Source organism: Methylobacterium sp. 391_Methyba4, assembly GCF_029691625.1.
Classification (GTDB): domain Bacteria; phylum Pseudomonadota; class Alphaproteobacteria; order Rhizobiales; family Beijerinckiaceae; genus Methylobacterium; species Methylobacterium fujisawaense.
Genome location: NZ_CP121475.1, coordinates 1,661,726 through 1,688,342, shown reverse-complemented (window position 1 = coordinate 1,688,342; position 26,617 = coordinate 1,661,726). Strand labels below are relative to the sequence as shown.

At 62.3% G+C, this 26,617-nt stretch carries 17 protein-coding genes, 1 tRNA gene and 1 pseudogene; 11 read left to right on the top strand and 8 right to left on the bottom strand.

The annotated features are described in order from the left end of the window. Positions 1-6: 6 nt before the first annotated feature. Positions 7-1,770 (top strand): sensor histidine kinase, encoded by a 1,764-nt coding sequence (locus P9K36_RS08005; RefSeq protein ID WP_278306864.1) that lies wholly within the window; start codon positions 7-9, stop codon positions 1,768-1,770. 228 nt (positions 1,771-1,998) lie between these two features. Here P9K36_RS08005 and P9K36_RS08000 read toward each other — a convergent pair whose 3' ends face one another. The 4 genes and pseudogenes from P9K36_RS08000 to P9K36_RS07985 form a co-directional block, all read right to left on the bottom strand. Further along, on the bottom strand, positions 1,999-2,388 hold the full coding sequence (locus P9K36_RS08000; RefSeq protein WP_278306863.1) for a phage holin family protein: 390 nt from the start codon (positions 2,386-2,388) through the stop codon (positions 1,999-2,001). Between the two features lie 79 nt (positions 2,389-2,467). Next, the gene (locus P9K36_RS07995; RefSeq protein ID WP_278306862.1) at positions 2,468-2,890 is read right to left on the bottom strand and encodes an RNA polymerase sigma factor region1.1 domain-containing protein; all 423 of its coding nucleotides are present in this window, start codon (positions 2,888-2,890) and stop codon (positions 2,468-2,470) included. Between the two features lie 61 nt (positions 2,891-2,951). Beyond that, on the bottom strand, positions 2,952-3,998 hold the full coding sequence (locus P9K36_RS07990; protein WP_278306861.1) for an acyltransferase: 1,047 nt from the start codon (positions 3,996-3,998) through the stop codon (positions 2,952-2,954). A 582-nt stretch (positions 3,999-4,580) separates the two neighbouring features. Continuing rightward, positions 4,581-4,746 (bottom strand): annotated as a pseudogene (locus tag P9K36_RS07985) (IS3 family transposase); the annotation flags it as partial. Positions 4,747-4,808: 62 nt separating this feature from the next. Between P9K36_RS07985 and P9K36_RS07980 the strand changes: the two are divergent. The 8 genes from P9K36_RS07980 to P9K36_RS07945 all read left to right on the top strand — a co-directional run bounded on the left by P9K36_RS07980 (position 4,809) and on the right by P9K36_RS07945 (position 16,252). Beyond that, the gene (locus tag P9K36_RS07980) at positions 4,809-5,588 is read left to right on the top strand and encodes a hypothetical protein (protein ID WP_278306860.1); all 780 of its coding nucleotides are present in this window, start codon (positions 4,809-4,811) and stop codon (positions 5,586-5,588) included. Between the two features lie 70 nt (positions 5,589-5,658). Continuing rightward, positions 5,659-5,735, top strand: a tRNA-Arg gene (locus P9K36_RS07975). A gap of 248 nt (positions 5,736-5,983) precedes the next feature. Further along, positions 5,984-8,611 carry a serine protease gene (locus P9K36_RS07970; RefSeq protein WP_278306859.1) on the top strand — a complete coding sequence of 876 codons (2,628 nt, stop codon included), beginning with the start codon at positions 5,984-5,986 and terminating at the stop codon, positions 8,609-8,611. 674 nt (positions 8,612-9,285) lie between these two features. Continuing rightward, complete coding sequence (locus P9K36_RS07965; RefSeq protein WP_278306858.1) at positions 9,286-10,953, top strand: RNA-directed DNA polymerase; 1,668 nt, start codon at positions 9,286-9,288, stop codon at positions 10,951-10,953. Further along, a complete protein-coding gene (locus tag P9K36_RS07960; protein ID WP_278307268.1) occupies positions 10,946-12,544 on the top strand; it encodes a DNA polymerase in 1,599 nt (532 codons plus the stop codon). The genes P9K36_RS07965 and P9K36_RS07960 overlap by 8 nt, the downstream gene beginning before the upstream one ends. A 1,739-nt stretch (positions 12,545-14,283) precedes the next feature. After that, the gene (locus tag P9K36_RS07955; RefSeq protein ID WP_278306857.1) at positions 14,284-15,231 is read left to right on the top strand and encodes a hypothetical protein; all 948 of its coding nucleotides are present in this window, start codon (positions 14,284-14,286) and stop codon (positions 15,229-15,231) included. A gap of 157 nt (positions 15,232-15,388) precedes the next feature. Next, positions 15,389-15,934 carry a hypothetical protein gene (locus P9K36_RS07950; protein ID WP_278306856.1) on the top strand — a complete coding sequence of 182 codons (546 nt, stop codon included), beginning with the start codon at positions 15,389-15,391 and terminating at the stop codon, positions 15,932-15,934. A gap of 120 nt (positions 15,935-16,054) precedes the next feature. Continuing rightward, the gene (locus P9K36_RS07945; RefSeq protein WP_278306855.1) at positions 16,055-16,252 is read left to right on the top strand and encodes a hypothetical protein; all 198 of its coding nucleotides are present in this window, start codon (positions 16,055-16,057) and stop codon (positions 16,250-16,252) included. Between the two features lie 3 nt (positions 16,253-16,255). Here P9K36_RS07945 and P9K36_RS07940 read toward each other — a convergent pair whose 3' ends face one another. Continuing rightward, a complete protein-coding gene (locus tag P9K36_RS07940; RefSeq protein ID WP_148291111.1) occupies positions 16,256-16,546 on the bottom strand; it encodes a hypothetical protein in 291 nt (96 codons plus the stop codon). A 69-nt stretch (positions 16,547-16,615) separates the two neighbouring features. Between P9K36_RS07940 and P9K36_RS07935 the strand changes: the two genes are divergently transcribed. Continuing rightward, positions 16,616-16,927: a hypothetical protein gene (locus P9K36_RS07935; RefSeq protein WP_278306854.1), complete on the top strand. Its 312-nt coding sequence runs from the start codon at positions 16,616-16,618 to the stop codon at positions 16,925-16,927. A gap of 2,635 nt (positions 16,928-19,562) precedes the next feature. On the opposite strand, the gene P9K36_RS07930 is transcribed toward P9K36_RS07935, so the two are convergent. The 3 genes from P9K36_RS07930 to P9K36_RS07920 form a co-directional block, all read right to left on the bottom strand. Beyond that, a complete protein-coding gene (locus tag P9K36_RS07930; RefSeq protein ID WP_278306853.1) occupies positions 19,563-21,662 on the bottom strand; it encodes a prolyl oligopeptidase family serine peptidase in 2,100 nt (699 codons plus the stop codon). 253 nt (positions 21,663-21,915) lie between these two features. Then, on the bottom strand, positions 21,916-23,418 hold the full coding sequence (locus P9K36_RS07925) for a radical SAM protein (protein WP_278306852.1): 1,503 nt from the start codon (positions 23,416-23,418) through the stop codon (positions 21,916-21,918). Between the two features lie 617 nt (positions 23,419-24,035). Next, the gene (locus P9K36_RS07920) at positions 24,036-25,088 is read right to left on the bottom strand and encodes an FkbM family methyltransferase (protein WP_278306851.1); all 1,053 of its coding nucleotides are present in this window, start codon (positions 25,086-25,088) and stop codon (positions 24,036-24,038) included. 674 nt (positions 25,089-25,762) lie between these two features. Here P9K36_RS07920 and P9K36_RS07915 point away from each other — a divergent pair. Beyond that, positions 25,763-26,383, top strand: a complete 621-nt coding sequence (locus tag P9K36_RS07915) for a recombinase family protein (RefSeq protein WP_278306850.1) — start codon at positions 25,763-25,765, stop codon at positions 26,381-26,383. Positions 26,384-26,617: the final 234 nt, after the last annotated feature.

Genomic DNA, 26,617 nt, shown 5'->3' with positions numbered 1-26,617 from the left:
CCGCCGATGCCGCTCCGCGTCCCACGCCCCGCCGCGCCGCCGCCGTCGCCGCCGCCGTCGCTGCCTCTCTCGCTGCCTCTGTCGCTGACGACCCGCATCCTGCTGCTCGTCCTGCTCGCCCTCGCCCCGGCGCTGGCGATCCAGGGCTACAACGAGGTCGCCCTGCGGGCGAGCCGCGACGCGGCCGTGCGGGCCGAGGCCCGCGCCATCGCGCGGGACGTCGCGGAGGATTTCGCGCAGATTTCCGAGCGGATGCAGCAGGCTCTCGACCTGATCTCCGGGGATGCCTCCGTGCAGACCCGCGACCCGGCGGCCTGCACCGCCTACCTGCGGCGCGCCGCCGCCCGGCTGCCGCACGTGCTGCTGATCGCCCTCACCGATCCCGAAGGCGCCGTGCTCTGCGACAGTGCCGGTTCCCCGGCGGGTTCCTACACGAGCCGCGACCGCGCCTATCACCGCCGCGCCCTGGAGACGGGCGGCTACGCGGTGGGCGGCTACGCGGTCGGCCTGCAGACGCGGCGGCCCTCGATCCACTTCGCCCGGGCCGTCCATGCCGGCGACGCGACGGCGGCCCCCACCGGCGTCCTCCTCGCCGCCGTCGACCTCGACTGGCTCTCCGATCATCTGGAACAGACGCTCCATCAAGCGGAGACGGCGATCACCGTCACGGACCGCGACGGCCTGATCATCGCCCGCCGTCCGGACGAGGCCGCCTGGATCGGCAAGCCGATCCCGCCCGACCAGCGCGCCATGCGGGAGATCCAGGGCAGCGAAGTCCGCGTCGCCGAGGGGCTCGACGGCCGCCTGCGGATCATCGCGGCCGCAACGCCGGACGGCCCGCTGGCGGGGGTGCGCGTCGTGGTCGGGCGCGACCATGCCGCCGCCTTCGCGGATATCGACGCCGCCACGCGCCGCGGGCTGGTGCTGATCGCGCTCGGGGCGGCGCTGGCGCTGGCCGCCGCCCTCGTGGCCGGGCGGCTCTTCATCCGCCGTCCGGTCGAGCGGCTCCTGCACATCGCGGCGGCTTGGCAGGCCGGTGATCTCGCCGCCCGCACCGGCCTGCGCGGCGCCACGGAGTTCGAACGCCTCGGCAGCAAGCTCGACGCCATGGCCGGCACCCTCCAACGCAGCACCGCCGCGCTGCACGCGGAGATCCAGAACGGGCGCGCCCTGCAGGCGCAGCAGGGCACGATGCTGCACGAACTGAACCACCGGGTGAAGAACACCCTGGCGACCGTCCAGGCCCTCGCCCGCCAGTCCCGCGGCTCCGCGGACGTCCTGGAGGCGCGGATCCTGGCCCTGTCGAAGACCCACGACCTCCTGACCCGCGAGGACTGGAGCGGTGCGTCCCTGCGCGAGGTGCTGGAGAACGAACTCGGCCCCTACCGGACCGGCGGCGACCAGATCCGCCTGGACGGTCCGGACGTCTCGCTGAGCCCCCGCGAGGTGCTCGCGCTCGGCATGACCATCCACGAACTGACCACCAATGCCGCCAAGTACGGCGCCCTCTCGGTCCGCGAGGGCCGCGTCCGGGTGACGTGGTCGCTCGCGCCGGGCGCGCGACATCTGCGGTTCCGCTGGGAGGAGAGCGGCGGCCCGCCGGTGCAGCCGCCGACCCGGGTCGGCTTCGGGACGCGGCTGATCGCCGGCGGCGTGCGGCGCGAGCTCGCCGGCACGGTCGATCTCGCCTTCGAGCCCCAAGGCCTCCAGTGCCGGATCGACGTGCCGCTGGATCCGGGGCTCGGCACGATGCTGGCACCCACGGGCTAGAGCCCACGGGGTTCAGCAAGATTGTCTCGATGCGACAGGGCGTTGAGGCGACATTCTGATTGATCGGTTCAGCACATCCGGATCAGCCGGGCGCGATGGGCCGGCTGGCTTGGACAGGATGCGGAACGACGAAGCAGTCCCTCTACCGGCGAAGCGCCGGGCCGCTCGCGTCACACGTGAACGAACGGGCATAGCCACCTGACGGAAAACGACCTTTCGGTCCCGGGATCAGGTGCCGATGCGTGTCACCTCCCGGACGTCCCGCTTCACCTGCCGCCATGTCCGCCAGGGTTCCAGGTTCGAGAGCGCCATCCGGCGCACGCCCATCCAGCCGAGGCCGAGCGCGACGGCCAGGAACGGCGCGGCGACGAGCAGCGCGGCCGGCGCCTCCGCGCCGAACGGCACCGCCAGCAGCTTCACCACGGCGTCGAGGCCGAGGAAGAAGGTGACGATCAGGAGCACCGGGATCGTGCCGATGAGGGCGACCAGCGATACGATCGCCCGGATGTTGCCGTCGATCTCCGTCCGCGCCAGCGTCAGCAGCGCCTCCACGTGCGCGGTCCCCTCGCGCAAGGCCGCGATCAGCAGGGCGAGGGTTCCGTCCGGGGTCTGACGCATGGATACGATGGTCCTCGGGGCCGTTTCCGGCCGTCCCGGGCCAACGGGGCCGCGGGCCGAAGCGTTCCGCCCCCGACGCTCACAGCATCAGGAGCACCGCGCCGAGGATCAGCACGGTCGCGAGGCCGGCCAGGATGACCGCCCGGCTGGCATCGGCCCGGTCGTCCGGGATCGGCTCCGGCGGGGCCGCCGCAGCGGATCCGGGCGCAGCGAAGGTGGCGGCGCCGTATCCTGCCTCCGTTGCCCGGTCCGGCGGCGTGCCGAGCTTCGGTGCCGGGAGTTCCACCGCGGTCGAGACCGGCCGGTTCGCCGGGGGGCCGACGGCCTCGGGCTCGACGCTCACGCCCGCCGCCTCCAGCTCCAGCATCACCAGAACCAGGGCATCGACATCCATGCGCTCGACGGGCAGCGCGGTGCGCAGATCGTCGGCCGTGATGGCGCCCCGGCTCCGGCCGAGGGCGATCAGCCGGTCGAGCGTGCCGCGATCCAGACCCTGCGTCATGCCCCGCCCTCCCCGGCCGCGACCCGATGGTCTATCGCGAAACGCGCCCGGGCGGGCCCGGTTACCCGGCGGCGCCCGTTCCCGCGCGGAACCGGAGCATCGGCCGTTCGATCAGAAACCAGCTCAGCAGGCCGAGGGGCATGGCGGCCCCGAGCGCCAGGGCCGCGACCGCCCAGGGGGAAATGCCGGGGATCCGGGCGATCAGCAGGTTCTGCAGCGGCCAGGCGTAGAGGTAGAGCCCGTAGGACGGATCGATCTGGGCGGTGGCGCGGCTGAGGGCATTGGGACGCACCGCGAAGGCGAACCAGAAGATCAGATACCCGCCGAGGAGCGCGAAGGCCGGCTCGGCCAATGGCCGGCTGAACAGGAGCGGCACCAGCAGCAAGGCGGCGAGGCCGGCGCCGCGGCGCGTGTAGGTGATCCGGTCGGCGAAGAGCCGGAAGGCGCCGCCGCAGCAGAACACGAAGGTGAGGCGGATCATCTCCGACAGGGAGCCGAGGGCATCTCCCGGATGCCCGATGGGCAGGTAGAGCCAGCGCAGGGCGAGGAGGATGCCGAGACCCGTGAGGAGACCGAGATAGCGCCCGCGCCGGCGCAGGGCGCGGGCGGTGCCGACGAGGCCGAGCAGCAGGTAGCAGCCGAACTCGCAGGGGATCGTCCACATCGATCCGTTGAGCAGCGGATAGGGCAGCCCGGCGAAGGTGCCGGGGACCACCGGCATGAGGAGCAGCGACAGCCGCGCCAGGGCCTCCAGCGGAGAGGCCGCCGCGAGGTCGCCGCCGCCCAGGGGCGCGACCACGGCGATGCAGAGCAGGGACGCCACCACGAAGGCCGGGTAGATCCGCAGCGCCCGCCGCATCAGGTAATCCGCGAAGGAGCGCTTGGCGCGGTAGCTCGCGGTGATCAGGTAGCCGCTCACGAGGAAGAACCCGTCGACGGCGATCTCCCCGAGGGACAGGGTGCCGAAGGCCTGCGTCAGCAACTCGCGCGACCGGTTCCCATCTACGAGTTCGGGGGCGTGGGCCAGGATCACGAGGGTCGCGAACAGGAGGCGCAGGGACCCGAAATTGTTCGCCCGCGGATCCCGGCCGCCCGTCACCTCCGCCACCGCTGTTCGCTCCCGACCCCTCTGCCCGGTGTTCAGGGGTCAAGAAGCGGCGCGCGAAGGCAAGGACGCCGGCGCCACACCGGATGGGGATCGGGCGGCGCCGCGCGATGGGACGGGCGCCGTTGCACGGGCGACGCAGTCGGATCAGGGCATGGCCGTGGCCCGGGCCCGCCGCTCAGCCGGACAGCGCGTCGCCCTCCGAAGCTGGAGGGGCCGGCCCTCCAAGGTGCTGAGGGCTGCGATAGAATTCAGTCTTTGAGCCGATCGCCGAACTGCCGGTCATCGCGTGTGGCGCGCCCGCGGCGCCGTTGGGCCTCATCGGGCAACTCGCCGCGACTGCCTTCCGCAGCAGGCAAGCCGCGTCTGAAAGCCGCGTCCGTCGGGCCGGGCCGTCGGGCCGGCCCGATCGACGTGCGCCTTCAACGGCACTGTTCCTCCCTACACCACCCCAAGTGCCGCGCGAGATCCAGCCTGTCGGGCTCGTGTCGGTATCGGTAGCTCCGCTGCCGCGCGGGTGACGTCCTGGACGATCCGGCGTGCCGACGCGGGTGTGCCTTCTGTCGCCACCCGCATGGTCGTCCCAAGCGCCGCGCACGCCCGCGAGCTATCGTCGACCACGACGCGGATGCCGGAAGCGCCGTCCCTCGTCGCGCGTGTCGGGGGCGACGTCGCGGCTCCAGCGCGCGCCGCGCCTCCGTACCGACCGTTGCTCGTCCCGATCGAGGCGGAACAGCGTCTTGCGATCGAGAGGCCGCCCCGTCGACCTCGGCCCAGCCCTCGTCCCCAACCCTCCGTGCCCTCGTCGAAGCCGTGGACCGCAAAGCCGACATCGGTCTGGCTGTAGGCGCAGGTCAGGGACGCAACGCCTTCGAAACGAAACGCGCTCCCGACATCCGGCTGGTCGAAGGCGCTGAAGGCGGGCTCATCGTGATCGCGATCGTCGTGGTCCCCGGTGCCGGTTTCGGTGATGCGCCACGTGCCGCGCAGCCTGTCGTGGGCGCCGCTCCTGCGAGGACTGCATCCCGAATTCCGCGGCCGACTCCGACCACGGGGCCAAAGCCCAGCCGCGAAGAGATCCGCGCCTGCGGCCGCCCGATCCGCGCCGCGATCCAGGCTGTCCTCGCCGAAGCCGTGAAGCCGTGCGAGAAGCCGGATCTCGACCGGGCCGCCAAGCACCGCGACCGGACCGATCAGGAGCCGCTCGACGACGAAGCGACCGTCGCCAGGCTCCGTGACGGCGCGCTGTTCGAGCCCAACCGGCGCGGGCGCCGCGTCATCTTTGACGCTGGCCCGTTCTACGCAGGCTTCGGCATCGTCGTGCAACCTGATGCGGAGGCCCTCTCCTCCTGCACGGCCGCTATCTTTCGTGGGCAGCCGTTCCCGGTCCGGCATTCCCGCGCTGCTGCCCTCTGCGGCGACGCGATCCCCGGGGCGACCCTCCCCGTCTCGATCGGGATGGGAGCGCCGTTGATCGCGCTCGCCCGTCGCCTGTGGCGGCGCACGCGCGGCGCGCCATGCGCCGGCTGCCCTGGCTCAAATCCGGTCAACCCGCTCCGGCGCGCGCCCGCGACGTCCCCGTCGAGGCGATGAGAGGCAGAGCGCGATCGTATCGGCGCCGTTGCGCTCCTCGCGCGCTTGGGCTAGGAAATCGCCACGGCCTGCACCCGTAGCTCAGCTGGATAGAGCGTTGCCCTCCGAAGGCAAAGGTCACACGTTCGAATCGTGTCGGGTGCGCCAATTTTCCCTTTCACCGACAGCTACTTAGCTGCTTCGCCGATCTGGCGCCCCCGATCTTCCGAGGGGTGGTGTGCCAGGGGTGTGCCAAAGATGCTGGCGGTTTGCGTGGTGTCGGGCGCCTCCACGGCGTCGCACAAGCGAAGAAATTTGACACAGGCCGACCGATTCGCCGCGTGAAGGTGGGATAGCCTTCGACTTAAGATTGATCCGCTGCCCTGATCCGGCCAGTTTGCAACCTGGAGGTTGGCATGGGCAGGCTGTGGGCCGGTTTCGTCGCGGTGCTCCTTCTGGTAGCGCTGCTCTCTGTCGCCGATGCAGGCGATCTCGCCCTGTCCGGCAATGCCCGCTGGGTCGTTCTGGCCAGCCGACCGGACCTCGACACCGCCATCGGCGTCGCGCGCTACCATCGCTGGCAGTTCCCGAGCGTGCGTGTCGTGCGCGCGGCCAACGGCTGGTTCGCGGTCGTCGCCGGGCCGGAGAACGCCACCGATCCGCGCGCCCTGCGCCAGCGCCTCACTCGTGCGGGCGGCTTGCCGGGCGACTTTATCTTCTCGCGCGGTGATAGCTACGTCGAGCAGGTCTGGACGCCGCCGCGCCCACCGGCCGGGCCGAGCGCCAAGTACGACGGAAAACGCGACAGCGTCCTGCGCGTCGGCACCCTGTCCGTCATGCTCAGCAGCGCCAGGGGGAAGGACGGCGACCGCCACCCGGTGGCTGTAGGCCGTGAGGATGGGCAGTCGGCTTTCGCCCTGTCCCTCGATCAGTCCACCCGTGGGACGGACGACGATTCGAACTCCGACTTTGCCGAGGTCGCCGCCGTGCGACTCGACCCGATCTCGCCGCGCCTCAGCCTCGTCGTCTCATCGTTCTGGGGCGGCGCCCACTGCTGCACGGTGACGAAGATCGCCACGCAGGACTCGCGCACAGGCCGCTGGTTGGTCGCGGACGGCGAGACCTTGGATAGCGGCGGCTACGCCTTTGAGGATCTCGACGGGGACGGCACCTACGAACTGCTCAACGGCGATAACAGCTTCCTGTACGCCTTCGGTCCCTACGCCTCGTCCAATCCACCCGCCCAGATCCACTGGGTGCGCGCCGGACGGCTGGAGGATGTGACCCGCCACGCCACCTTCGCGGGCTACCAGCGCCAGCGGCTCGCCGGGATGGAGCACGCGGCAAGCCTCGACCCCGAGCGGTGGCATGACAACAACTTCCTCGGCGGCTGGGTCGCGCAGAGCATCCTCGTCGGGCGCGGCGAGGCGGCTTGGGTGCGCATGCTGCAACTCTACGACCGCAATGCCGAGTGGCCCTACGAGGAATGCACAGTCGCCCTGCCCCTGGCCAAATGCCCGGACGCGCGGAAGCGCAAGACCGACTTCCCGACCGCCCTACGTCGTCACCTGAACGAAGAGGGCTACCCGACGCCCTGGCTCGGGCCCCTGGCGGTGGCGCCGCCCGCGATCACTGTGCCTGCGGGACCGGCCCGGTACGAGGTCGCGGCCGCGGCCTTCGAGTCCCAGCCGGTGAATGAGCGCATCCGCCTTCAGGTGCTGCTGACCGCCACCGGCCGTCAGGTCGCTGTGCCGAACGTCGATTTCTCTAAGCGACTGTTCGAGACGGTGGTGCGCTTCCAATCGCAGAGCGGGCTACCTGTCACCGGCGTGATCGATGAGAGGCAAGCTGCCGGGCTCATAAGCGAGGCGACGCCGCTGCTGCGCACCTGGGGTTTTCGCGCCGCTGCACACCCATATCGGGGCCACCCGATCTGGGTGCCGTTCGGCCTCGGGCTGCGCGAGGAGCGCACGGGCTCGGGCGTGACCTGGACCGACCCCGCCAAGCGCGCGACGCTCACCTACATCGCTACCCCGAGCGCGCTGGAGGACGGCTATCGCGCCGCGCTCGAACGCTTCGCCGGTGACGGCGTGCGGGTGAACTACAAGGTGCTGCGCCCAGACTTCTTCGCGATCTCGGCGTCCGGAACGGACGGGCTGGACTGGTACATGCGCTTCCACCGCGATGGGGCGGGCACGCTCGGCTTCTTCCTGACCTGGAAGTCCGCCGAGACCGACCTGCACATGGAGCGCGTCGCGGTCCTGGTTTCGGGGTCCCTGGCCGCCAGCATGTCGGGCGCGCCGTTCCCGGCGCCAACCGCCGTGGCCCCGCCGCCTCCGGCGGTCGCGGTGGCCACGCCCTCGCCGCCGGTCGTTCCGACGCCGCCCGCAGTTGCTCCCAGACCGCCGGATCCCAAGCCGCACACGGCCTCGTCGGGCACCGGCTTCTTCATCAGCCGCGCTGGCCACCTGCTGACGAACGCCCATGTGGTTCAGGACTGTGCGGCCATTGAGGTGAACGGGCCGAACGGGCTGGTAGCGGCCCGGCTCGTGGCCCAGGACCGGACGAACGACCTTGCGCTTCTAAAGGCGGAGATCACCCCAGTGAAGATTGCAGCCCTGCGCACGGGGGTGCGGCTCGGCGAGGCAGTAGCAGTCTTCGGCTACCCGTTGTCGGGCATGCTCTCGACCTCAGGTAACTTCACGCTGGGCAACGTCACCGCGCTGACCGGGCTCGCCGATGACACCCGCTACTTCCAGATCTCGGCGCCCGTGCAGCCGGGCAACTCAGGTGGCCCGCTCGTGGATGCCTCCGGCAACCTGATCGGTGTGGTGAGCGCGAAGCTGAACGCTCTAAAGGTGATGGTCGCCACGAATGGCGACATCCCGCAGAACGTGAACTTCGCGATCAAAGGCTCACTGGCAGGAGCGTTCCTGGAGAGCAACGGCGTGGCCTACACCGCAGGGACTGACACCACCGCCCTCCCCCCGGCTGATCTGGCTGAGCATGCCAAGGGGCTCAGCGCATTTGTGGCTTGTCGATAGGCCACAAACCCTGTCCTAGAACTAGATGATTAAGGAACAGGTGGAAATGAGCGTGCCGCCGAAGGGAAAACCATGGCCGGAAACGAGGGGGATTCTGGGACAGAGAGGGAGTGCCGCCAGACGCTCGCAATCCTATAGCTCGCGAAACCATCGCTTTGGGTATGAGGGGCAACGGTGTCCACCGATCGCTGACGTCGACGTGACAGGCGATGTTCCCGCGCTCACTCGCTGGCAATCGACGTGGGCGACGACACTGATCCACGATGTACGGCGATGCACCCCACCAACCAAAGGCGTCTGCCACCCTTGGAACCGTGCACCATGCTCATCGTACCTGGACGCGACCAGGAGCCTTCGAACCCATGGACCCTGATCTTGCTGCAAGCCGACCCTGCCGATGGATTGGATGCGGTTTGGTCTTGATACTTGTGTGGCCGCCCAAACCCCACCCGCTCGATCGCTGTGATCGCTCCAGCAAGCAGTGGGTTACCGCCATGCTCACCTGCGGTTAGCAGGCAATGAGTGACAACGGTCCCCCCTGCGTTGTCTTAAACGCTACGCGCGGACAGAGTGCGAGGAGAGCTTGAGGCTGTGAATGGGCATATCGCAGCTAGACTATTGAATGATGATGCGAAAAGGCGCAGGCTACGGCCGGTCAACAAAGCCCATCTGACATGCCAGTAGATCTCGGTAATATTGTCCTGGACGAGCAAGTCATTTCGAGGCAGTTGCGGAATGACTTCAAAGATGATTGGTTTCCAGACCCAATCGGTTTCGAAGATTATTTCGAGGGTGGCATTTTATCCGAAATAATCAAAAGTAACTTTGACGCAAATCACGGCCAGTATACTCCTTCCAAGGCGCTTTTGCTTAACGTTCCCAAGGCAAATTTCACATTGCGATATGCCTTGGAAACGAGCGTCACCGACCGAGCAATATACCACGCGCTCGCGGCCGAGCTTCTTCCATTATTTGACCCTTGCATTAACTGGCGGGTATTTAGCCACAGACGTGACACTCGGGCTTCCGTAGAAGAACGTCGTAGCGACACAAGATATACTTTCCGAAACGGTGTTGCTGCATGGAGCGATTTTCTTGGATGTGTCGATGCAAATCTGAGCGAGGACAAATTCCTCCTCTCCACTGATCTTGCGAACTATTTTGAGAATATCACGCTTGGTAAACTATCGGACGAGTTGATCAAGCTAGTTCCATCACTGGAATGCGACGCAGCAAAGAAAGCCGAGACACGAGGACAGATTAAACAACTGTTTGAGTACTTGAGTGATTGGAGCTACGGGCCTGAGAAAGGACTGCCTCAGAATCGAGATGCGTCATCGTTTTTGGCAAACATATATATGCTTCCCGTCGACAATGCGATGATCGCCGCGGGTTATGAGTATTTTAGATATATGGACGACATAAAAATAATATGCGCAAGCGAGGCGGATGCAAGGAAGGCACTCAAGACATTAATACTGGCGCTCCGGCCCCTTGGACAGTCCGTAAATTCCGGAAAGACACACATAGTAGCAGCCACCGATAAGGAAAAGATGGCAAGCTGCCTTGGCAGCAGCTCGCCCGAGATGAAGCGTATCAACTCAGCTTGGCAAACTAAATCTTTGAAACCAATCACTCGCTCTTTCATACCACTTAAAAATCTTGCCCTGGAAACGTTGAGGCAAGGCAGATATGACAGCAGGGAGTTCAGATTTTGCATCAGCCGACTAGAGACTCTAGCAAGATGTGTGGAATTCAATGTTCCCAAAGAGTTTTTTGAAGAGATCACCACTCTCGTAATCGAGGGGCTCTCTAAATCTCCGGTTTCTACAGACCAAATATGTCGTTATCTGAGATCCGTCGACTTGAATGAGGTGCAAGTTGAGGAAATTTTTTCGCATGTCGTCGATCCAGACAAATCCATCTACAACTGGAAAAACTATCGGATTTGGGTACTTTTGGCTCAGAAATCCATAGAAAACGTATGCCTTAGAGAACTGGCACGAAAGTATGTCGCGGAGCGAGGCGATGATCCAAGCCGGGCAGGAGCGACTATCTATCTTGGCAAAATGGGGGCGCTTGATGATCGGCAGCTTATAGCGGAGAAGTTTGGGGAGTTGAGTTCGTATCTTGGTCAGCGCTGCGGCTTAATTGGAGCGCAAGAAATCCATTTTTCTGCCGGAAGGTCCGGGGGGCCTTGTATCAAAACCCATGTAGGGCCCCATTTGCGAGCCGATCTGAAAGGCGTTTATAAAACCTTGAATCGCTCAGGGCGTTACGTATCCGATTTAGAGCCAATGCTTATCACAAGATATGTCGATCTGGAACGTGACTATGATTGATCCTTCGTATCTAATTTATTTTCCTGACCCTTATGGCGTCGGCAAATCAAAGTATTTTGTGATCACGAAATCTGGTATTTCTGATCTGCCGGGTAGCAGCTTGGCTCATCATGCCTCGTTAGTGACTTTTGATGTGCATACGTTGGTTGACGATCTTCGAACTAACGGCGGAAGTTTGCCATCAAAGTTGATCGATATAACCGATGCGCTACGGCTTTATGCTGGTATGTCGCGCGCAGATGGCGGCGAAAAAAGGTGGAATTTTTGGAAAAACATTAAGGGAGATTTCGGTAATCAGGAAGCTTGGAAGGATTTGCACCGGATTAGTTCATCGTATGAGGCTGTTCCCGACGGTGATCGACTCAACAAGTTGGTGACAGAGTTTTCGAAGGCCGTCGATGTTTTTTGGAAAAAGATCGTCAAAAACCTTCGACAGGCGGGAGAGTTCGATCGCTTTTTTGAAATCGAGGTACCCGCAGCGCAGATATTCTATCACCGCCAATTCCTAGGAATTCCGATTAATCGTCAAAGAGTGGATGAATTCACTTCGCTAGCCTCGAAGGAACGCTATAGCTCCTATCAGGCAGTTTCCTCTGTGCTAAATATAAGCGCTACTGGGCTTTCTTATTGGAATGTTGGGTCAAGATTGCCTCTGACTGATCTCGGGCTACCAAGCGCCGATGTCACCGGCTACGCGCTGCGCGACCAAATGAAGCTGGCCTCGCAAAGATCCCGTTTCGCTCAAGAGTTTACCAAATATCTAGACGCCTCGCGAGATATGGATATTTTAGCTCGTCTTTCTGGTGCAAGCGACAGGGTCTTTCCGACTTTCCACCCAGTCGGTACAATCAGCTCCCGGATCCTCATTGCTGATCCGTATATACAAGAATTAAGGCGTCGCTACCGGGCAGTGGTAGATGCGGAGCCGGGATTGGTTTTGCGCTACTTCGACTACTCACAGTTTGAGCCCGGCGTGATGGCTTCCTTGTCCGGCGATGTTGATCTTGTTGTTATGTACAATGATGGTGATGTGTACACAGCGCTGAGTTTGGCAGTGTTTGGCGACCATGAACATCGGCAACTATGCAAACGTGTATTTCTAGCCTTCAGTTACGGGATGTCGATCGATGCTATCGCTTTGCTTCTGTGTGGTAAAGGTTCTGGCAGTACTGAGATCCAAGATATGAAACGTAAGATTGCTCAGTTTTTCGATCGATTTAAGGTTTTAACCCGGTTCAAGGCTGGTCTCGAAGAGCGGTTAATGCGAGATGGTAAGATCGAAACATTGCATGGAAATTTCAGGCGTCGCCTGGGCTCTGGCCCTCTGAGTCCGAAGGAGCGCCGGTGGGCCGTTAGCCAAGTCATCCAGGGAACGGCGTCGCTGATATTCAAATGTGCCCTCATCGAGATTCAACGAGTGTTTGGAACTAATTCACTCCTCGTGCCGGTTCATGATGCAATTCTAATGCAATTGCCTGAAGACGATGCTGAGGAGAATCAACGCCAGATTCGTGAATTAATGCAAGCATCGTTCCGTCGGTATTGCCCTGACGTCAACGTTAGAGTGACTTGCGGCGCGTTCCATGAGTAATCGCGATAAACTTAAGAAATTGGGGTTGAGCTTGCCACGCCTTGCTCCATTTGTGGATGAAGACGGCCGTATTGATGCCATTCCTAGGGATTAAGTCACTCTCGGCGATGAAGTGAAACGTGGTGTGCGCAGCAGCCTTCTTCCAAACGCGGGCTGTTCTGCGTCTATCATGCTCGATGCCGTCGCGAATGTTGCGGTAGGTGCGAATGCGCAGGGTTGACGTCGAGATCGTTGAACTCTCCGTGCGGAAGCCGCACAGCCGAGTTCGCAGCTTAAGGCGCTTGTAGTGGAAACCGGCGTCTACAACGTCGTCCCCATGAACTGGCGACGTCGTAGACGTGGACGGCTAGATAAGCCTTTGACTCCCCTGCTCAGATTTGCTCATTGTTAGCAAGTTCGGAATACTTTATCTCGGCAATGCAATCAAGCTATAGATTTGGTTGGTAATAGATCTCCTTGGCCTCTTCAAACGCCGCGCGAGGTATAGATCCTCGCCGAATGAAATCGGGGCGCAAAAATTCTTCGGAATTGGAAGTGGCCCGGAAGCTCAGATATATTTTCGTCAAACGCCGCTCGCAGGTACCAAGCCACGCGAGAATGTAGTAGCAACTCTATTCGTGGATCATCATGTGAGCATTCGCCGTTTCGGTATTCTTGCAGGAGATGGCCCCATCCATCTTCTACGGTGCGTAAATTCGCAAGATAATAGTATGATGGGTTTGGCAAAGGGCTCGATGCGTTGCCTTGACTATACCATGTTGTAATCTGAGGATAGGCAACATGCGCGGCATCGGCGTCGATACAAGCTTTAGCTACCGAGTCGTACTGGGCCGCTAAAATGGGCGGCCTCATTGGAAGTCCAATTAGCATTTCACAACTCTCGTCATAGAGAGGTTGACGGAACTGATCTCCAGAAAGGCGCTTGAGTTGTCTAATAACTATGTAACTAGCCTCGGCAATTAATTCGTCTAATTCAAACAGATTTGCGGAACTCAAATTCGAAAAATATGTCATCGCTTTTCCCCGTCGCAAAAGTGCGACAAGGCTCTTGTAACAGATCAATTTGCTGAACGCGCATTTCATTGATCGATAATAATTTTCTTAGATCCGATTTTATGCGTTTGCGCGCGAGACGCACACAGGCGCGGTCTAGGGTTGCGGCGGACGATCCGATCTTCCCAGAGCTATTTTGCTGCGTATGGCGGCGGGATACGTGCCGAACACAAGGTGCTGCGTCGAGATCGGATGAAAGATTACAATCGTGCGGTCGTGAGTACGTTACGGGCAGTCTGCAATCTCGACTTCCGCAGACAATCTCGAAATAGATCATTTATGAGCGAACATCGGCGATACAGCCGGGTTCGATGCTCCGATGCGCCAGCCGATGCTGGCGGCCGATCGCAGGGCTTGGCCATCCTGCGTGGAAGACGTTTTGTATTTGTTGCGCCTACCGGGATCTAAGAGAGGATGGTGTGGCAACGCTCTTCGCATCGCCCGCGAGATTCTCATTGGACCCGTCCCTACCGGCGCCCGCCATAGTCACCCCGATTCGGCTCCAGGCACGGAGCTACGAAGGGTGGTGCCTTGAACAGGCACTCGCCGTCGACGAACTCACGCCTGGGTTCTTAGGGGCCTCCTGTCGGTGGCGAGCCGCTCGACGGCAAGTCGCCTTCCTCATTCTCGCGAGCTTACGCGACGAGAATTCTGCCGACGGCGTTGCAGCCCGGCTCGACGGAGCATTGCTCGAATCGGGCGTCGACGTCGACGTCGCGAGAGCCCCACGGTCCGTTGTCGGCCATGCGTTGCTCACCCTGAGGCCGCGCAAAGCCCTTCGTGCTGTGCTTGGCGGCTTCACGCCCCCCGGCCTCGCCGGGACGTTGGCCCGCCTCGGCCTCGACCCGCTACCGGCGTCAGACGCCTACGCTGACATCATCCGGCTCTTTCGATCGGACGATCCGGTCGACCGAGCTCGCGCGCGCGTTCTCGGCCAACTTGCGGGCCCGATCACCATCGGTCAGATCCAGGCGCTGACTGTCCTCGACTCCGTTCTCATTCATCGGGTTGTCGCGCAGCATGTGCGCAGCCGCGAAAGCGCTGAGACCCTCGCGTGCGCCGTTGCCTACCTCCGACGCTATTGCTCGTCTGCAACCGACCAAGCCCTCCGCGCGAGCCTCGACGCTTGGCCCGTCGACCGAGACATCAAGCTGTGGGTTCGTCGCTGGGCGGGCCGCTTCGACAGCGCGCCAGCCCTCGACGGCCTCGCCCGGATGATCGGTGGACGCTCCGACATCAAGTTGCTCGCCACCGGTGCCGACCTCGCAGCAGCGGAGGGCCGCTACCGGCACCTGCGGAATATGTCGACCGAAGTTCTGGCGGGACGGCACGCATACGTGGAGTACCGGCCGTCGACCTCGGGTGCTGACCGGCTGCTCGGCGTACTGCGCTGGACGACCCGGGGCTATGTGCTCGATCGCATAGACCGCCCCGGTCACCGCCTTGGACCTGACGCTGGGATGGCGGTGCTGCGCAATCACCTGCGCGCGGCGGGAGTGATCATTCGCGGTCGTACTCCGGTGAAACCGAAGGTGCGCGTTGCGATGGCAGCGTGGCTCGGCGTCTACCCCTGGGGCCGACACGATGACGTTGTGGAGGAGGACATCCTCGACGACGTTGCGGAGCGCGCGTGATGAGGGCTCACGCAGTTCACGTCGACGACGTCGTCGACGCCAACATCGAGTTGGGTGGCGCCGACACCAACGTCCGCTGGGCACGCGAAGCTCGTGAGTGCCGAAGCGGAGTCTCAGTTCCACCGGTGGACGCGCGCAGGCCCGAGGCGGGTGGCCAGTGAGAAGCGAAGAGCCTGCGCTCGAACCGCGCGCAACACCTTTCGTCGTCGACCTGTTGGATTTCGTCGCGGCCATCCACCCGATTGCATTGAAGATGGCCTTCGTCATCGTCCTGGGCGGGCTACTCGCAGTCGCACCAACCATCACGCGCTGGCTCATCGTCGTGCTGGTGATGCTGATCGTACCGGCCGCCCTCGATCTTCGAGCCCGCCTCTCGATCGCGCAGAGGCAACTGCGCGAAGCCACCAAGATCGAGGCTGGAGCATGTGCGGCTCTGCGAATCGCCATCGCCCGCGTCGACGAACTCGAAGGCGAGCTTGACGAAATCCGTCGACGACCGACCGGCGCAACCAACGATCCGATCTACCGGCGTGTGGGGCTCGACGCGGATGCACCCGACTACGTCGTTCAGGCGGCTCGGCGCGCTCATCGGCTCGCTCTGCACCCTGACAAACACCCGCTAGGGCGTCGGCACGCCGCCCACGAACGCTACGTGGCTGCGGAAGCGGCCTTCGACGACATCGCGCGGCGCCGGGGGGCGTAAAAGACCGGATGTTACCGTGCCTCCGGTCGCAGACTAACTGCCGAGACATTCCCGGCGGGGTCGAGCGACTGAGACGATGCCGGTCGATGATACCTCATAACCTTCCCAAGGAGATCAGCTATGGCGCGCAGGCCCGTACTCGACGATCGCCGCATCCCGCTCGGATACTTGGAAGATGTTGATGGGCTCGGGCGTATCCGCGTGCTGGATGCCAAGCTGCGCGTCGTCGGTTACGTCGACACGCGAAGGGGCGAAACCCTCGATGCGCAGTACCGCGTGATCGCCAAAGGGTCTGTTCCAGGGCTGCTGTTGCGATAACGATCAGCGCCGATAGTACATCCGGGCCACTCGATCGGCTCCCTTCGCTTCATCCAGGATGCCGTCGATCTCAAATGCGGCGGCGGGGGCCACGGCATCCCTGATGTCCCTCAGCGACGCGATCACACGCGCGGCGACCCACCGGGGCACGGCATCACGGCGATCTAGTCGACAACAATGCCGGTAGTAGTTCGGCCCTTGGCCGAGTATCAGAGTTGAAAATTCTCGTGACGTCCGCACTACACCCAGCACGCGAAGTCGTTGATAGATCTCTCGAATAAAAACAATGAACAATTATTTCTCCTATCGAATGAATGTGTAGCCAAAATATAAATACCGTTGCAACTACTTAATTTTATTTATATGTCCAAAAAAGTCATCGTGCGGCGCGTCCACCTCTACTACATCGTCAGCAGATATCTCTCAGGGATGTCCGTCGGTGACGCAATACAACTCGATCATGCCGAAGCCGTCTTCAAATGGAGCAACAGGAATCACTCGGGGCATTGCATCGACAAATTCATCGTTACGTCTCCTGTGGGATGGAAAGCCAAGATTGTCGTGCTTGCGACTTCATGGGGATACGCCGCGACCATCGAAAACCTCGATCGCGACGGTGACATGATCGCTATCGATGATTGGCTTCGCCGCGTCGCAGAGCATCGCCGAAATTAGTGACAATACAGTTTTCATCTTGTAAGATTTAGATCGTAGTCTGTACTACGCACCGTACATAATTCGTCCAGGAGTATCAGGCGTGCTCCGCGCCAGCACCGTGAGTACGCAGCAGGCTGAGATACGCCGTAAGTAGCGAAAGCGGGGAGGACGACCGACCGAGACGCGCGACACTAGGCCATCAGGGGCTGTGATCGACGGCAACTCGGCGAGGGCCGCGGGCGCCTCGCGAAATCGCACCTTACAAAGAGGACGGCAGGGTCTTGTGCATTTGACCCCCGTCCACGCGCCGCCGGTGTTCTCAAGCTGGCGGCGCGGGCTCAGGAGTGATCCTGTAACCGTTGGGCATTCAATGCCGCCCGGAGTGCAAGGCGCGCGCGTGAAAGCGGCCCATAGGCCACACGCGCGCAGTCCCCGAACTTCACCATCAGGCGGGCATGCCGGGAAAGGGCGCGGGCAGACAGGCATCGGGCAACCGCCTGTCGTGTGGACATGGTGAGTCCGCCCCACGCTTTGAGACCATGAAACCTCAGGACATGGACTTTTCCTCCCCGTCTCCGACAGATCCTGTTCGGGGACGGGGGGGAGAAAGACGTCTGGTCCTAGGACATGGAGTTGACGGAGTACTGAGGGTGAAAGCGGTCGACGATAGCCGTGTCAACGCCGGGGCGTTGAGGCGGATTTCGTCGGACGCGGAGCGGACGCGAAGACGTGCTGGCACGTCGAGCGGTCGATCCGAGCATTAGTCCCAGTGGATATGCCCCGGACAAGTGATTTTCCAGACGTCATAAGATCTCTAAATCTTGGACTTCGCGTCGGTGCGAATACGAGATAGGATCTGCGTACCCTACAGTTTTGTGCTCCGCATTGACCTCTAGCTGGATCACCCATTTGCGCCAATCACGCGATCTTTCGATCGAGGCGTATCATTCAAGATCTCCTCTGAGATGCCCGCTTTTCTCGTCGTAGAGGTCTCGCGGATCGCTCTCAGCGTGATCTCGGCCGGTTTGCCAGCCGCAGGCCGCATGAATGGCGGAAGAGGTTTGGGATCAGCCACCGCAGTGCCGATCACGTCCTGCTTCGGTCCGAGGTGTCACGTCACTTCCGCCGTCGCCCAGATATATTCTGGCGGTCATGGCACTTCGGATCGAGGATCCGGCACTGCGTGCCGAGTTCGAGGGGATGACCGTCAGAGAGTTGGTAGCGCTCGATCAGCAGGGCCCGACGTGGTCGAAATTGCTCAGCGCGATCAGTCATGCCGCAAGGTCCGAGCTCGCGGCTGGAAATTTCCTTGTGGCAACCAAGAGCTCTTAGATGTGATGAGCTATGCGGGAGCGATAGCCGCATGTGAGCATACCCCACGTTAGCCTTGCGGCGGATGAGCTTGGTCAATGCCCGCAGTGAGGGGGCAACGCATCAGTTCCCGACCGTCGACGTCGACGGGGTCATCGCATTCGTTCGTCGACGTCGTCGACGATCACGTAAGGGGCGCTTGGTGCCGATGGCTGAGAGTGGTTGCACTCCCACGCCTGGACCCATGCGTGGGGTCCGCACCGGGTGGTATTGCGACCGTCCGCTCTGCGGCAGCAACCGCCTCGAAGCAGATTTCACTGTGAAGATCAGAGTGAGTTGCACCGGTTATGCGTTTCCTCTGGCCTTAAGGACGGCTTCCGATAACGCAGAGAAGCCTCCGCGTAGATCAATTGCCGATACCCAATAACCGTGCGATCCCAGAAGACGGTTTGAGCGCGCTACAATTCGCGCACGCCTCTTCCATGGTAAATTCGCATCTACATCCGCGTAAACATCAATTACGAGAAATCTTTGTCGCCTGATATGCATGGGCGTGATGCTGCGGATTGCCGTCCACGGAACCCAGTCCGTAGAGATCCTTCGATCGAAGAACCCTTTAGGTCCTACGGAAACTACAGGACCTCGCTGAAAAAATGCGATCACCAGCACCGTTTCAGCAAAGCCGAACAGCAGAACACCGCAGTAGGCCAAAAACTCGTTGAAGCTGCCCGGCGTTATGGCTCGGCGTCCAGTCCCAGGGTGAACGGAGATCGCCCATACGCAGAGCGCAATCAAACCACATCCGATCACCAGCAGTCCAGCGACACGGAGACGAGAGCGATGGATATCAATGGCGGGCAATCCACCGGATCCTGGTGAAATCATTTGAATGCTGGTCATTCGGGCGAGGAAAGTGGAGCCTGCGGTGTCGAGATAAATTATTCGTGCTGCGAATTGCCGTTACCCGCTACAAGCCAACATTTCCGGAGGGCTGATGAATGGCCGCTTTGGAGAAGCGCCGACGACGCTTCCAACGGCTGGGTTGGGTCGGTAGCAGCCTCTCACGGCAGGTGCCAAGCAGTAGATTCGTCCGCAAGAGCGGCGGCAGGAAACGGTGGATGGTGACGAAATTCTCGTCAGGATGGACGTTGCCGTCGACGACAGGTCGGTGACGTCGACGAACGAGAGGCACCGGCGAGATGGCTGTCGCCATTGCGGCGATGGCCGAGTTCATAGTTTGCCGCCGAACAGGCTGACCGCTTGCGGGAAACCCAGAGAATCGGCAGCACGCCCAACTTGGTTCGGAATCGGAAAGGTGTCTGAACGAGAAGCTGCCTATCGCTCAGGCGTCCGGTAGCGCTGACGCTGACCAGCCAATCGACTGTCTCAGGAAGTGCAGCCCCAGTGCCATGAAAGCGGCCGTCTCGGCGTTGTCCTTGCCGTAGCCGTGCCCTCCAGCCGCGGGCTCGTAGAACGCCGCCGGGTACCCCAGGGCCCGCAGCTTCGCGGCCATCTTGCGCGCGTGGCCGGGATGTACCCGGTCATCCCTGCGGCTCGTCGCCAGCAGAATCGGCGGATAGGGACGGCCCGCTTCGGCGACGTGGTAGGCCGAGATGCCGCCCAGATACGCCCAGTCGGCCACGTCGTCCGGGTCGCCGTACTCCGCGACCCAGCTCGCGCCAGCCAGGAGCTTGGCGTATCGGCGCATGTCGATCAGTGGGATCGTGCAGAACAGCGCCCCGAACCGTTCGGGAAAGCGCGTCAGCATGTTGGCGATCAGCAGCCCGCCGTTCGAGCCGCCCTCCGCCGCGATCCGACCCGGCCGGGTGACGCCGCGTGATACGAGATCCGCCGCCACCGCGGCGAAGTCTTCATGGGCGCGCGCCTTACCCTCCCGGCGCCCCGCCTCATGCCAGCCGGTGCCGAACTCGCCGCCGCCGCGGATGTTGGCGGTCACGGCGGTCCCACCCCGCTCAAGCCACAGCTTGCCCAGCACGCCCCGATAGACCGGCAACGTCGAAGCCCGGAAGCCACCGTAGGCGGTGAGGTGGACCGGCGCGTCGCCGTCCGTCCCGTCTGGTCCGGTCTGGACATAGGGCACGCGCGTCCCGTCCGATGAGACCGCCTCGTGGCGCGTCACGCGCTGGCCACGCGCGTCGAAGGCCGGGGGCGTCCGACGCAGCACGGTGGGGGCGTCGAGACTGGGCGGAAAGGCCAGCAGCGTCGTGGGTGTGACGGGGTCCTGCACGGTGGCGAGCAGGCTGCCGTCGGCGGTCTCGGCGTGATCATCAAGGGGCCAGACGCCGACGGTGCCGAGCCCGGGCAGCCCAGGCAATGGCCGCCGCGTCCAGCCCTCCGGTCCCCGTTCGCAGACCGTGTAGATCGGCCGCAGGTCGTCGAGGGCGCCCACGATCAGTCGCCCAGCGGACCAGAACACCCCTTGGAGCGCCAACCTATCTCCCGGCCGCCACAGGACCTCGAACGTGCGCTCCCCCGCGAGGAAATCGGGCAGCCCGATCGTCAGGACGGTGTCGGCCGCGTGCTCCAAGCCGTCCACGATCCACGGTCGTCGCAGACGCACGGAGAGGCGGTCACGATGCAATTGCACACCCGCGTGCGTGGGCAGGTCGAGGCGCAGGCGCGGGCCTTCGCGGTCGCCGATGTGCAGGGCTGTGTCGAAGAATCCGATCTGCTCGGCGAACGTCAGCCTTTCGACTCCAGTCTGATGGTCCACACCTCCCCAGACGCCCATGCTGCGCTCGGTGGTCTCGAACACGACCGGGGCGTCGAGAGGGTCCGCGCCGCGCCGCCAGAGGCGCACGGTGCGCGCGTAGCCGGACTGCGTGGCCATGCGGGGTCCAAACGCGCTGGATAGAAGCAGCGTGTCGCGGTCGAGCCAGACCGCGCCGCCCTTGGCCTCGGGTAGGATGAAACCGTCCGCGACGAAAGCGCGGGTCGGCAGGTCGAACTCGCGCAGGACGACGGCGTCGCCACCGCCTCGGCTGAGGCGCAGCATCGCGCGGTCGTAGCCATCGCGGAAGGGCACCGACCCTGACCACACCCAGTCCTCGTTCTCGCGCGCGGCGAGCGCGTCGAGGTCGAGCAGGATCTCCCAGACCGGATCGCCTGCGCGGTAGGTCGCCTCGTCGGTCCGCCTCCACAGGCCGCGGGGATGCGCGTCGTCCCGCCAGAAATTGTACAGCAACCCTTCGCGACGGCTGACGAAGGGAATGCGGTCGGGCCGGTCGAGCAGGTCGCGGGCGAGGTCGCGGTCACGGACGAAGGCGGCGTCGCCGTAGCAGGCGAGCGTCTCAGCGGTTCGGGCATCGACCCAGGCGAGGGCATCAACGCCGTCGATCTGCTCCAGCCAGAGGTACGGGTCGTCGTCGGGCCGTGCGCGGGTGGGCCTTGGGTCGAACGGCGTCACGGTCGATGGGCTCATGCTCGTCACAATAGTTCGAGCGCTCGTCAATCACGAGCGGGGGACGATGCGAGCGTTAAGGTGACGCAGTGGGCGGGTGACGAAAATTTCGTCGCGGCTCAACATCACTGCCGACCGCTGGCGACGTCGTCGGCGGCGGCGGACGTCCAGCATCGGAAATACTGGCGACAGCCCCGTCGCCTGATATCGCGGGTGCCCGCCGCGTCGCGTAAAGCCCGTTGGGGCATAGCGTTTGACCCAGCGGGCGCATGGATCAGGCTGCCAGCCGAGCCTTCGCCCCATGAATCAGGTAGCTGTCAGGATCGTTGATGTCGCGGACGAACGGACACGTCCTGCAAGACGGAGGCGGATTCGGTGAGTTCACCGACCAGCGCAGCTCTTGGTAGCGCGGGCCGTTCCAGATTTCCTCCATCGTGTTCTCGTGCAGGTTGCCCATCTTCAAGCCCGGGACACAACAGGCGAGCACGTCGCCGTTGCCCAGCACACCGGCGCCGCGCCAAGGTATGGAACAATGGCGTCGTTCACCGACCTCCTCCGTCCCGAACGGCTCCGGCAGGAAGAAATGGTTGATCCCGAGGTCCTTCGCGAGCGCAATCCAGTCCGAACGTACCGCGTTGAAGCGCTCGCGTTCGTGCCAAAGTGACTCCGTCTCCATTTCCGGCGTGAACGCCATCAGGTGCCGGACGTAGACGATCTCCACACCCACTGATTGGGCGAGTCGGAGGAAGCCGGGGAACTCATCGATGTTGCTGCGCATCAACACGTAGCTGATGGCGATGCGGTGTGTGCCGCCGACCCGCCCCCGCGCTTCGACCGTGGAACGGACGTTCTCAATCACATCAGCCAACGGTGGGGCGCCCTTGCGCACGCGTCGGAACGTCTCGTCGGTCGCGGCATCCAGGGAGATGCTCAGGTGGTCGAGCTTGGAACGCGACAGACGCTCGCTGGCCTCCGGAGTGAGATGGGTGCCGTTGGTGTCGATGACGAACGGCACATCGAGGCCGATCAGAAAATCGAGTTCGCCGCCGTGGCGCGCGTCCGCCCAGAGGATGTCGCCGCTGTAGTCGCACGCGAGTTCCTTGAGGTGTCCGGCAGTGGCCCAGGACCGGATCTGGTCCCGGATCGTCTCCGGCAAGCGCTGGACTGTCTTGCGCGTATCGCGCGAGATGCAGTGGACGCAGTTGAGATTGCACTGCGTGACCGGGCTCCACATCAGGTGCGTCGGGACTGGTGTGTCGGCTATCAGCGGGATGTAGGTGGCGCTGGCGCGCAGACCGTACTCAAGCTGATCGAATTGTCTACAATACAGCGCGACATGGCCACCAAGGCGCTCTGCCCCGCTCGACAACCATGCCGTGGCGGCTGCACCGGGCCGAGAACCAACAGCCTCAATGGTCAAGTTGAGCAGATCGCCAGAGCGAACGACCGGCTTGGGGAGATGGAGCGTGACCGACATGTTGTCGGCGATTTCGTCTGCCGCGAGCGTCAGATCGACAAGGGGTTCCCCGTCTTGGGTTTTCAGGGCGTGGTAGTAGCTGCGTTGGCGTGATCCGAACACGCTCGTCCACGAGCGCAGGCGGGGCTTGAGGTCGTGCGGCTCGCGAGAGAGGCGTAGCCTCACCTCTCCCTCGGGCCTGCGTCCCCAGGTCGCCAGCGTCACCGTTACGGCAGACAGGAAGTCCGCCTCGGCGCGGAAGAGCTGTGTCAAAATGAGGCCCGGCACCAGTTCGTCGGCGGGTCGCTCAGTGCTCGTCATCTCTGCGCGCCTCGCTGAAGTAATTGGCTGCCGCGTGATCGACATGTGGTCTTCACACACGCAGGCTGAGGGTCGCTCCCCTGCCGCGCGAAGCTTCCGCCTATCATAGGCAGGAATATGGCTTACAAGTTGTAAAAACGGATCACAGGTTTCGGGGACGCTTTTTCGTCTGCATCCCTGCGTTGATCACGGGCTGACGAGTTCCGTGCCGTCCCTCATAGGCGGTACGCGGCGCGACCGGAGCTTCAAGATGCGCATTGTCCCAGCCGGAGTTGCCTGACTGACGAGAAATGGTCGCTTCGGGGAAGAGGCGACCACGGTCATGGCGCCTGACATGGGTTGGAGGCCAGATGGCTGCTTAGGGTGGTTTGCGGACAGTCTGCTTACAAGTTGGAAGGCGCTTTAGCGGACGTTGCTACCCCGTCCGCTTGCGACCCTTTGCCGAGGCCCAGACTAAATAATACGAAGTCGTTGGAGTGGCAGAGGTCCACAAAAGATTGTCAACATCTGAGCGAAGTGTGTAGATGGCAAACGCCTTTACACACAACGCCGACGCTCTCGGTTGAACCTATTTAGGATGTGCTGGTTCATACGACAATGTGGGAGGCGGCAATAACTTACTCGGCGCGATGCGCCTTCGCGAGTACATAATTATCTGGCTCTTTTTGATAGTCCTTGTAGCGTTGAACAAAGCGATCGTGAAATTTACAGACCCGAGGGACCATCAATAGATCTGTATATCCCCATTTTCTCTGAATAATGTCCATCATAAATTGATCAATGTCATCAATTTTATTTACCATTGTAGGGTTCGGCGCATAGAATAGATCATAGATCGTGTGCGTTCGGTTCATTAGCACCAGGAAATTTCGTGGATCGATTATCTTATATTGCTCCTGCCGGGGATTGAACTCGATCACCAAAGTGCTTTCTTGCAGAATTGCAAGATTATTTGCCACGATAAGTGCGTCAATTCCTTCGACATCGATCTTGATGATTTGATGTGAAGGACGCTTGTTTCTTTCCAATATTTCTGCCAAAGTATAAGTATTTATAATATACGAATCTACATCGCGTCCAAAACTATCGACCATGGACAGTCCAGATGAGTCCGAGTGCCCGCGCACTTGATTAAACAGAAGTGGGCCGCCGTCGAGGCTAATACCCGCGGGCACAAAATCCACAAGGTCCGCTACGTTATTCAGGCGTGCGTTGAATGGTATCAATGACCCGGCGGTTGATGGGTCATAGCATTGGGCGCGGAAATCGATTTTGGAGGCTTTGGCGTAACGCGCGAGACGGATAGCGATGTCTCCAGCCCAAGCACCAATGTCGTATAAATTTATCACCGAGCAATCGCTTGCCGCCATCTCTATATAGTCTTGAAAAACTTTCCCGGGCGTATTACTTGGATTTCCGAGCACTACCTCCGGCAATCCGCTGGCAACAACGTCATATTTCTTGTTGCTATCCGGTATAAAATTTGAATATAGATTGTCTTCTGTTGGAACATACGCGACAATACTATCTAGAATTACGAGATCGACTCCAGATCCATGCCTTACAGATCGGAGCACGCCAACTTCCGACCGAAGTTGTTGGATTTCTTCCTTCAAGGCATCGAATTTTTTGCTCAGTTCCTGAAGATGCACGCGCTCTTGCTCTGACATGCCCCAGTTTCCTCCAACTCACATTTTAATCGGCGTGTGCTTTTCGTTGATCTATACCGTCGCTTGGGTAAATTCGGTTAACAGCCTACTATATGGTGGCATTGGTGGATAGAGAGGAAGTCTGGTCCAAAACGGCGCTGGCGGGTTCGCGGTGTCCGCACGGACTATTTGGTCCGCGGTCGAATGTCTTCTTCCGGACAAAAGCCGACGTCCTGCTGACCATCAAGAGCCGAATTTGCCTGTCCGGCGGCGAACGACCGCTTCTGGGGAGCGCTCACTGCCGCCTGTACAGCTGAGTTGGGTCGCAAGCAGCCCCCCCAAGGCGGAAGCCAATCCTCAGCTTCGGCTAGACCCGTTGTGCCGATGACGAAAATTTTCTCACTGATGGATGTTGCCATCAACGGTGTGATGACGGTGTCGCCATCGATATCGATGGCCACTTGGCGACGTGCATCAAAACGGCTCCCGGGTATCGTCGACGACGTCGGCCTGAGGCCGTTCGGCCTATACGTCTGATGGCGGTCCGTTCATTCAGCGGCTGTCTGAAGCCTCCTGTCCCAGAATCCCCCTCGTTTTCGCGCGCCCGTTTCCCTCTGCGGAGCGCCTCCTTCAGCGGTGTCCCGCAATCATCTGGTTTTGGTTGACGACGTCGGGATCGGGGGCAGCGTGCGAAGATGCAGCGCGTCGCCATCTACGCCAGAACGTCGACCGATAAGGGGCAGACGACCGAGAACCAGCTCCGGCAGTTGACCGAGGTCGGGCTGAGACTCGGCTGGACGGTGGTCGCCGTCCATACCGATGCGGGCGTGTCCGGCACCAAGGGGCGGGACCGAAGGCCGGGCTTCGATGCCCTTCTGCGTGGAGTTGCCCGCCGGGAGTTCGACGTCATCGCCGTCTGGTCGATTTGCCGCCTGGGACGCTCTCTTCAGGACCTCGTGGGCTTCCTCGCGGAGATCCAGGCCCGCGGGGTTGGCCTCTACTGCCATACCCAGGCACTCGACTCGACGACGCCGTCCGGCCGGGCCCTCTTTTCCATGATCGCGGTCTTCAGCGAGTTCGAGAGGGCCATGATCCGGGACAGGGTGCTGGCTGGGCTGGAACGCACACGGGCGAAGGGAACGCGCCTCGGGCGACCGCCCATGGACGAGAGCAAGGCCGAGGCGGTCCGCACGCTGCTGGCATCTGGGGTTGGCATCCGTGAGACGGCGCGCCGAACCGGTGTTGCTACTTCGACTGTGCAGCGGGCGCGTGTGGCGATGCTCGCCGAGAAGGCGGTCGACGTCGTCAGCGTCTGACGTCGGCGCCAACGACGTCATCGTTTTCGTCCGACGACATCGTTGGAGTTGGCGTTCAGATCTAAGCACCCTTGGTGCCGATACCCACGGTCTCACAAGTGCGCAGGCTGCGGAGATTGTCGCCGACCTCGGCGGGGCGTTCTCAGCCCATCAACCCCTGCCGTCCTGGAAAGGCACCCATCCGCCCTGGAGGTCCGGTGCACCGCGGTTCTGATCCGCCTCATGCCTAAAGAA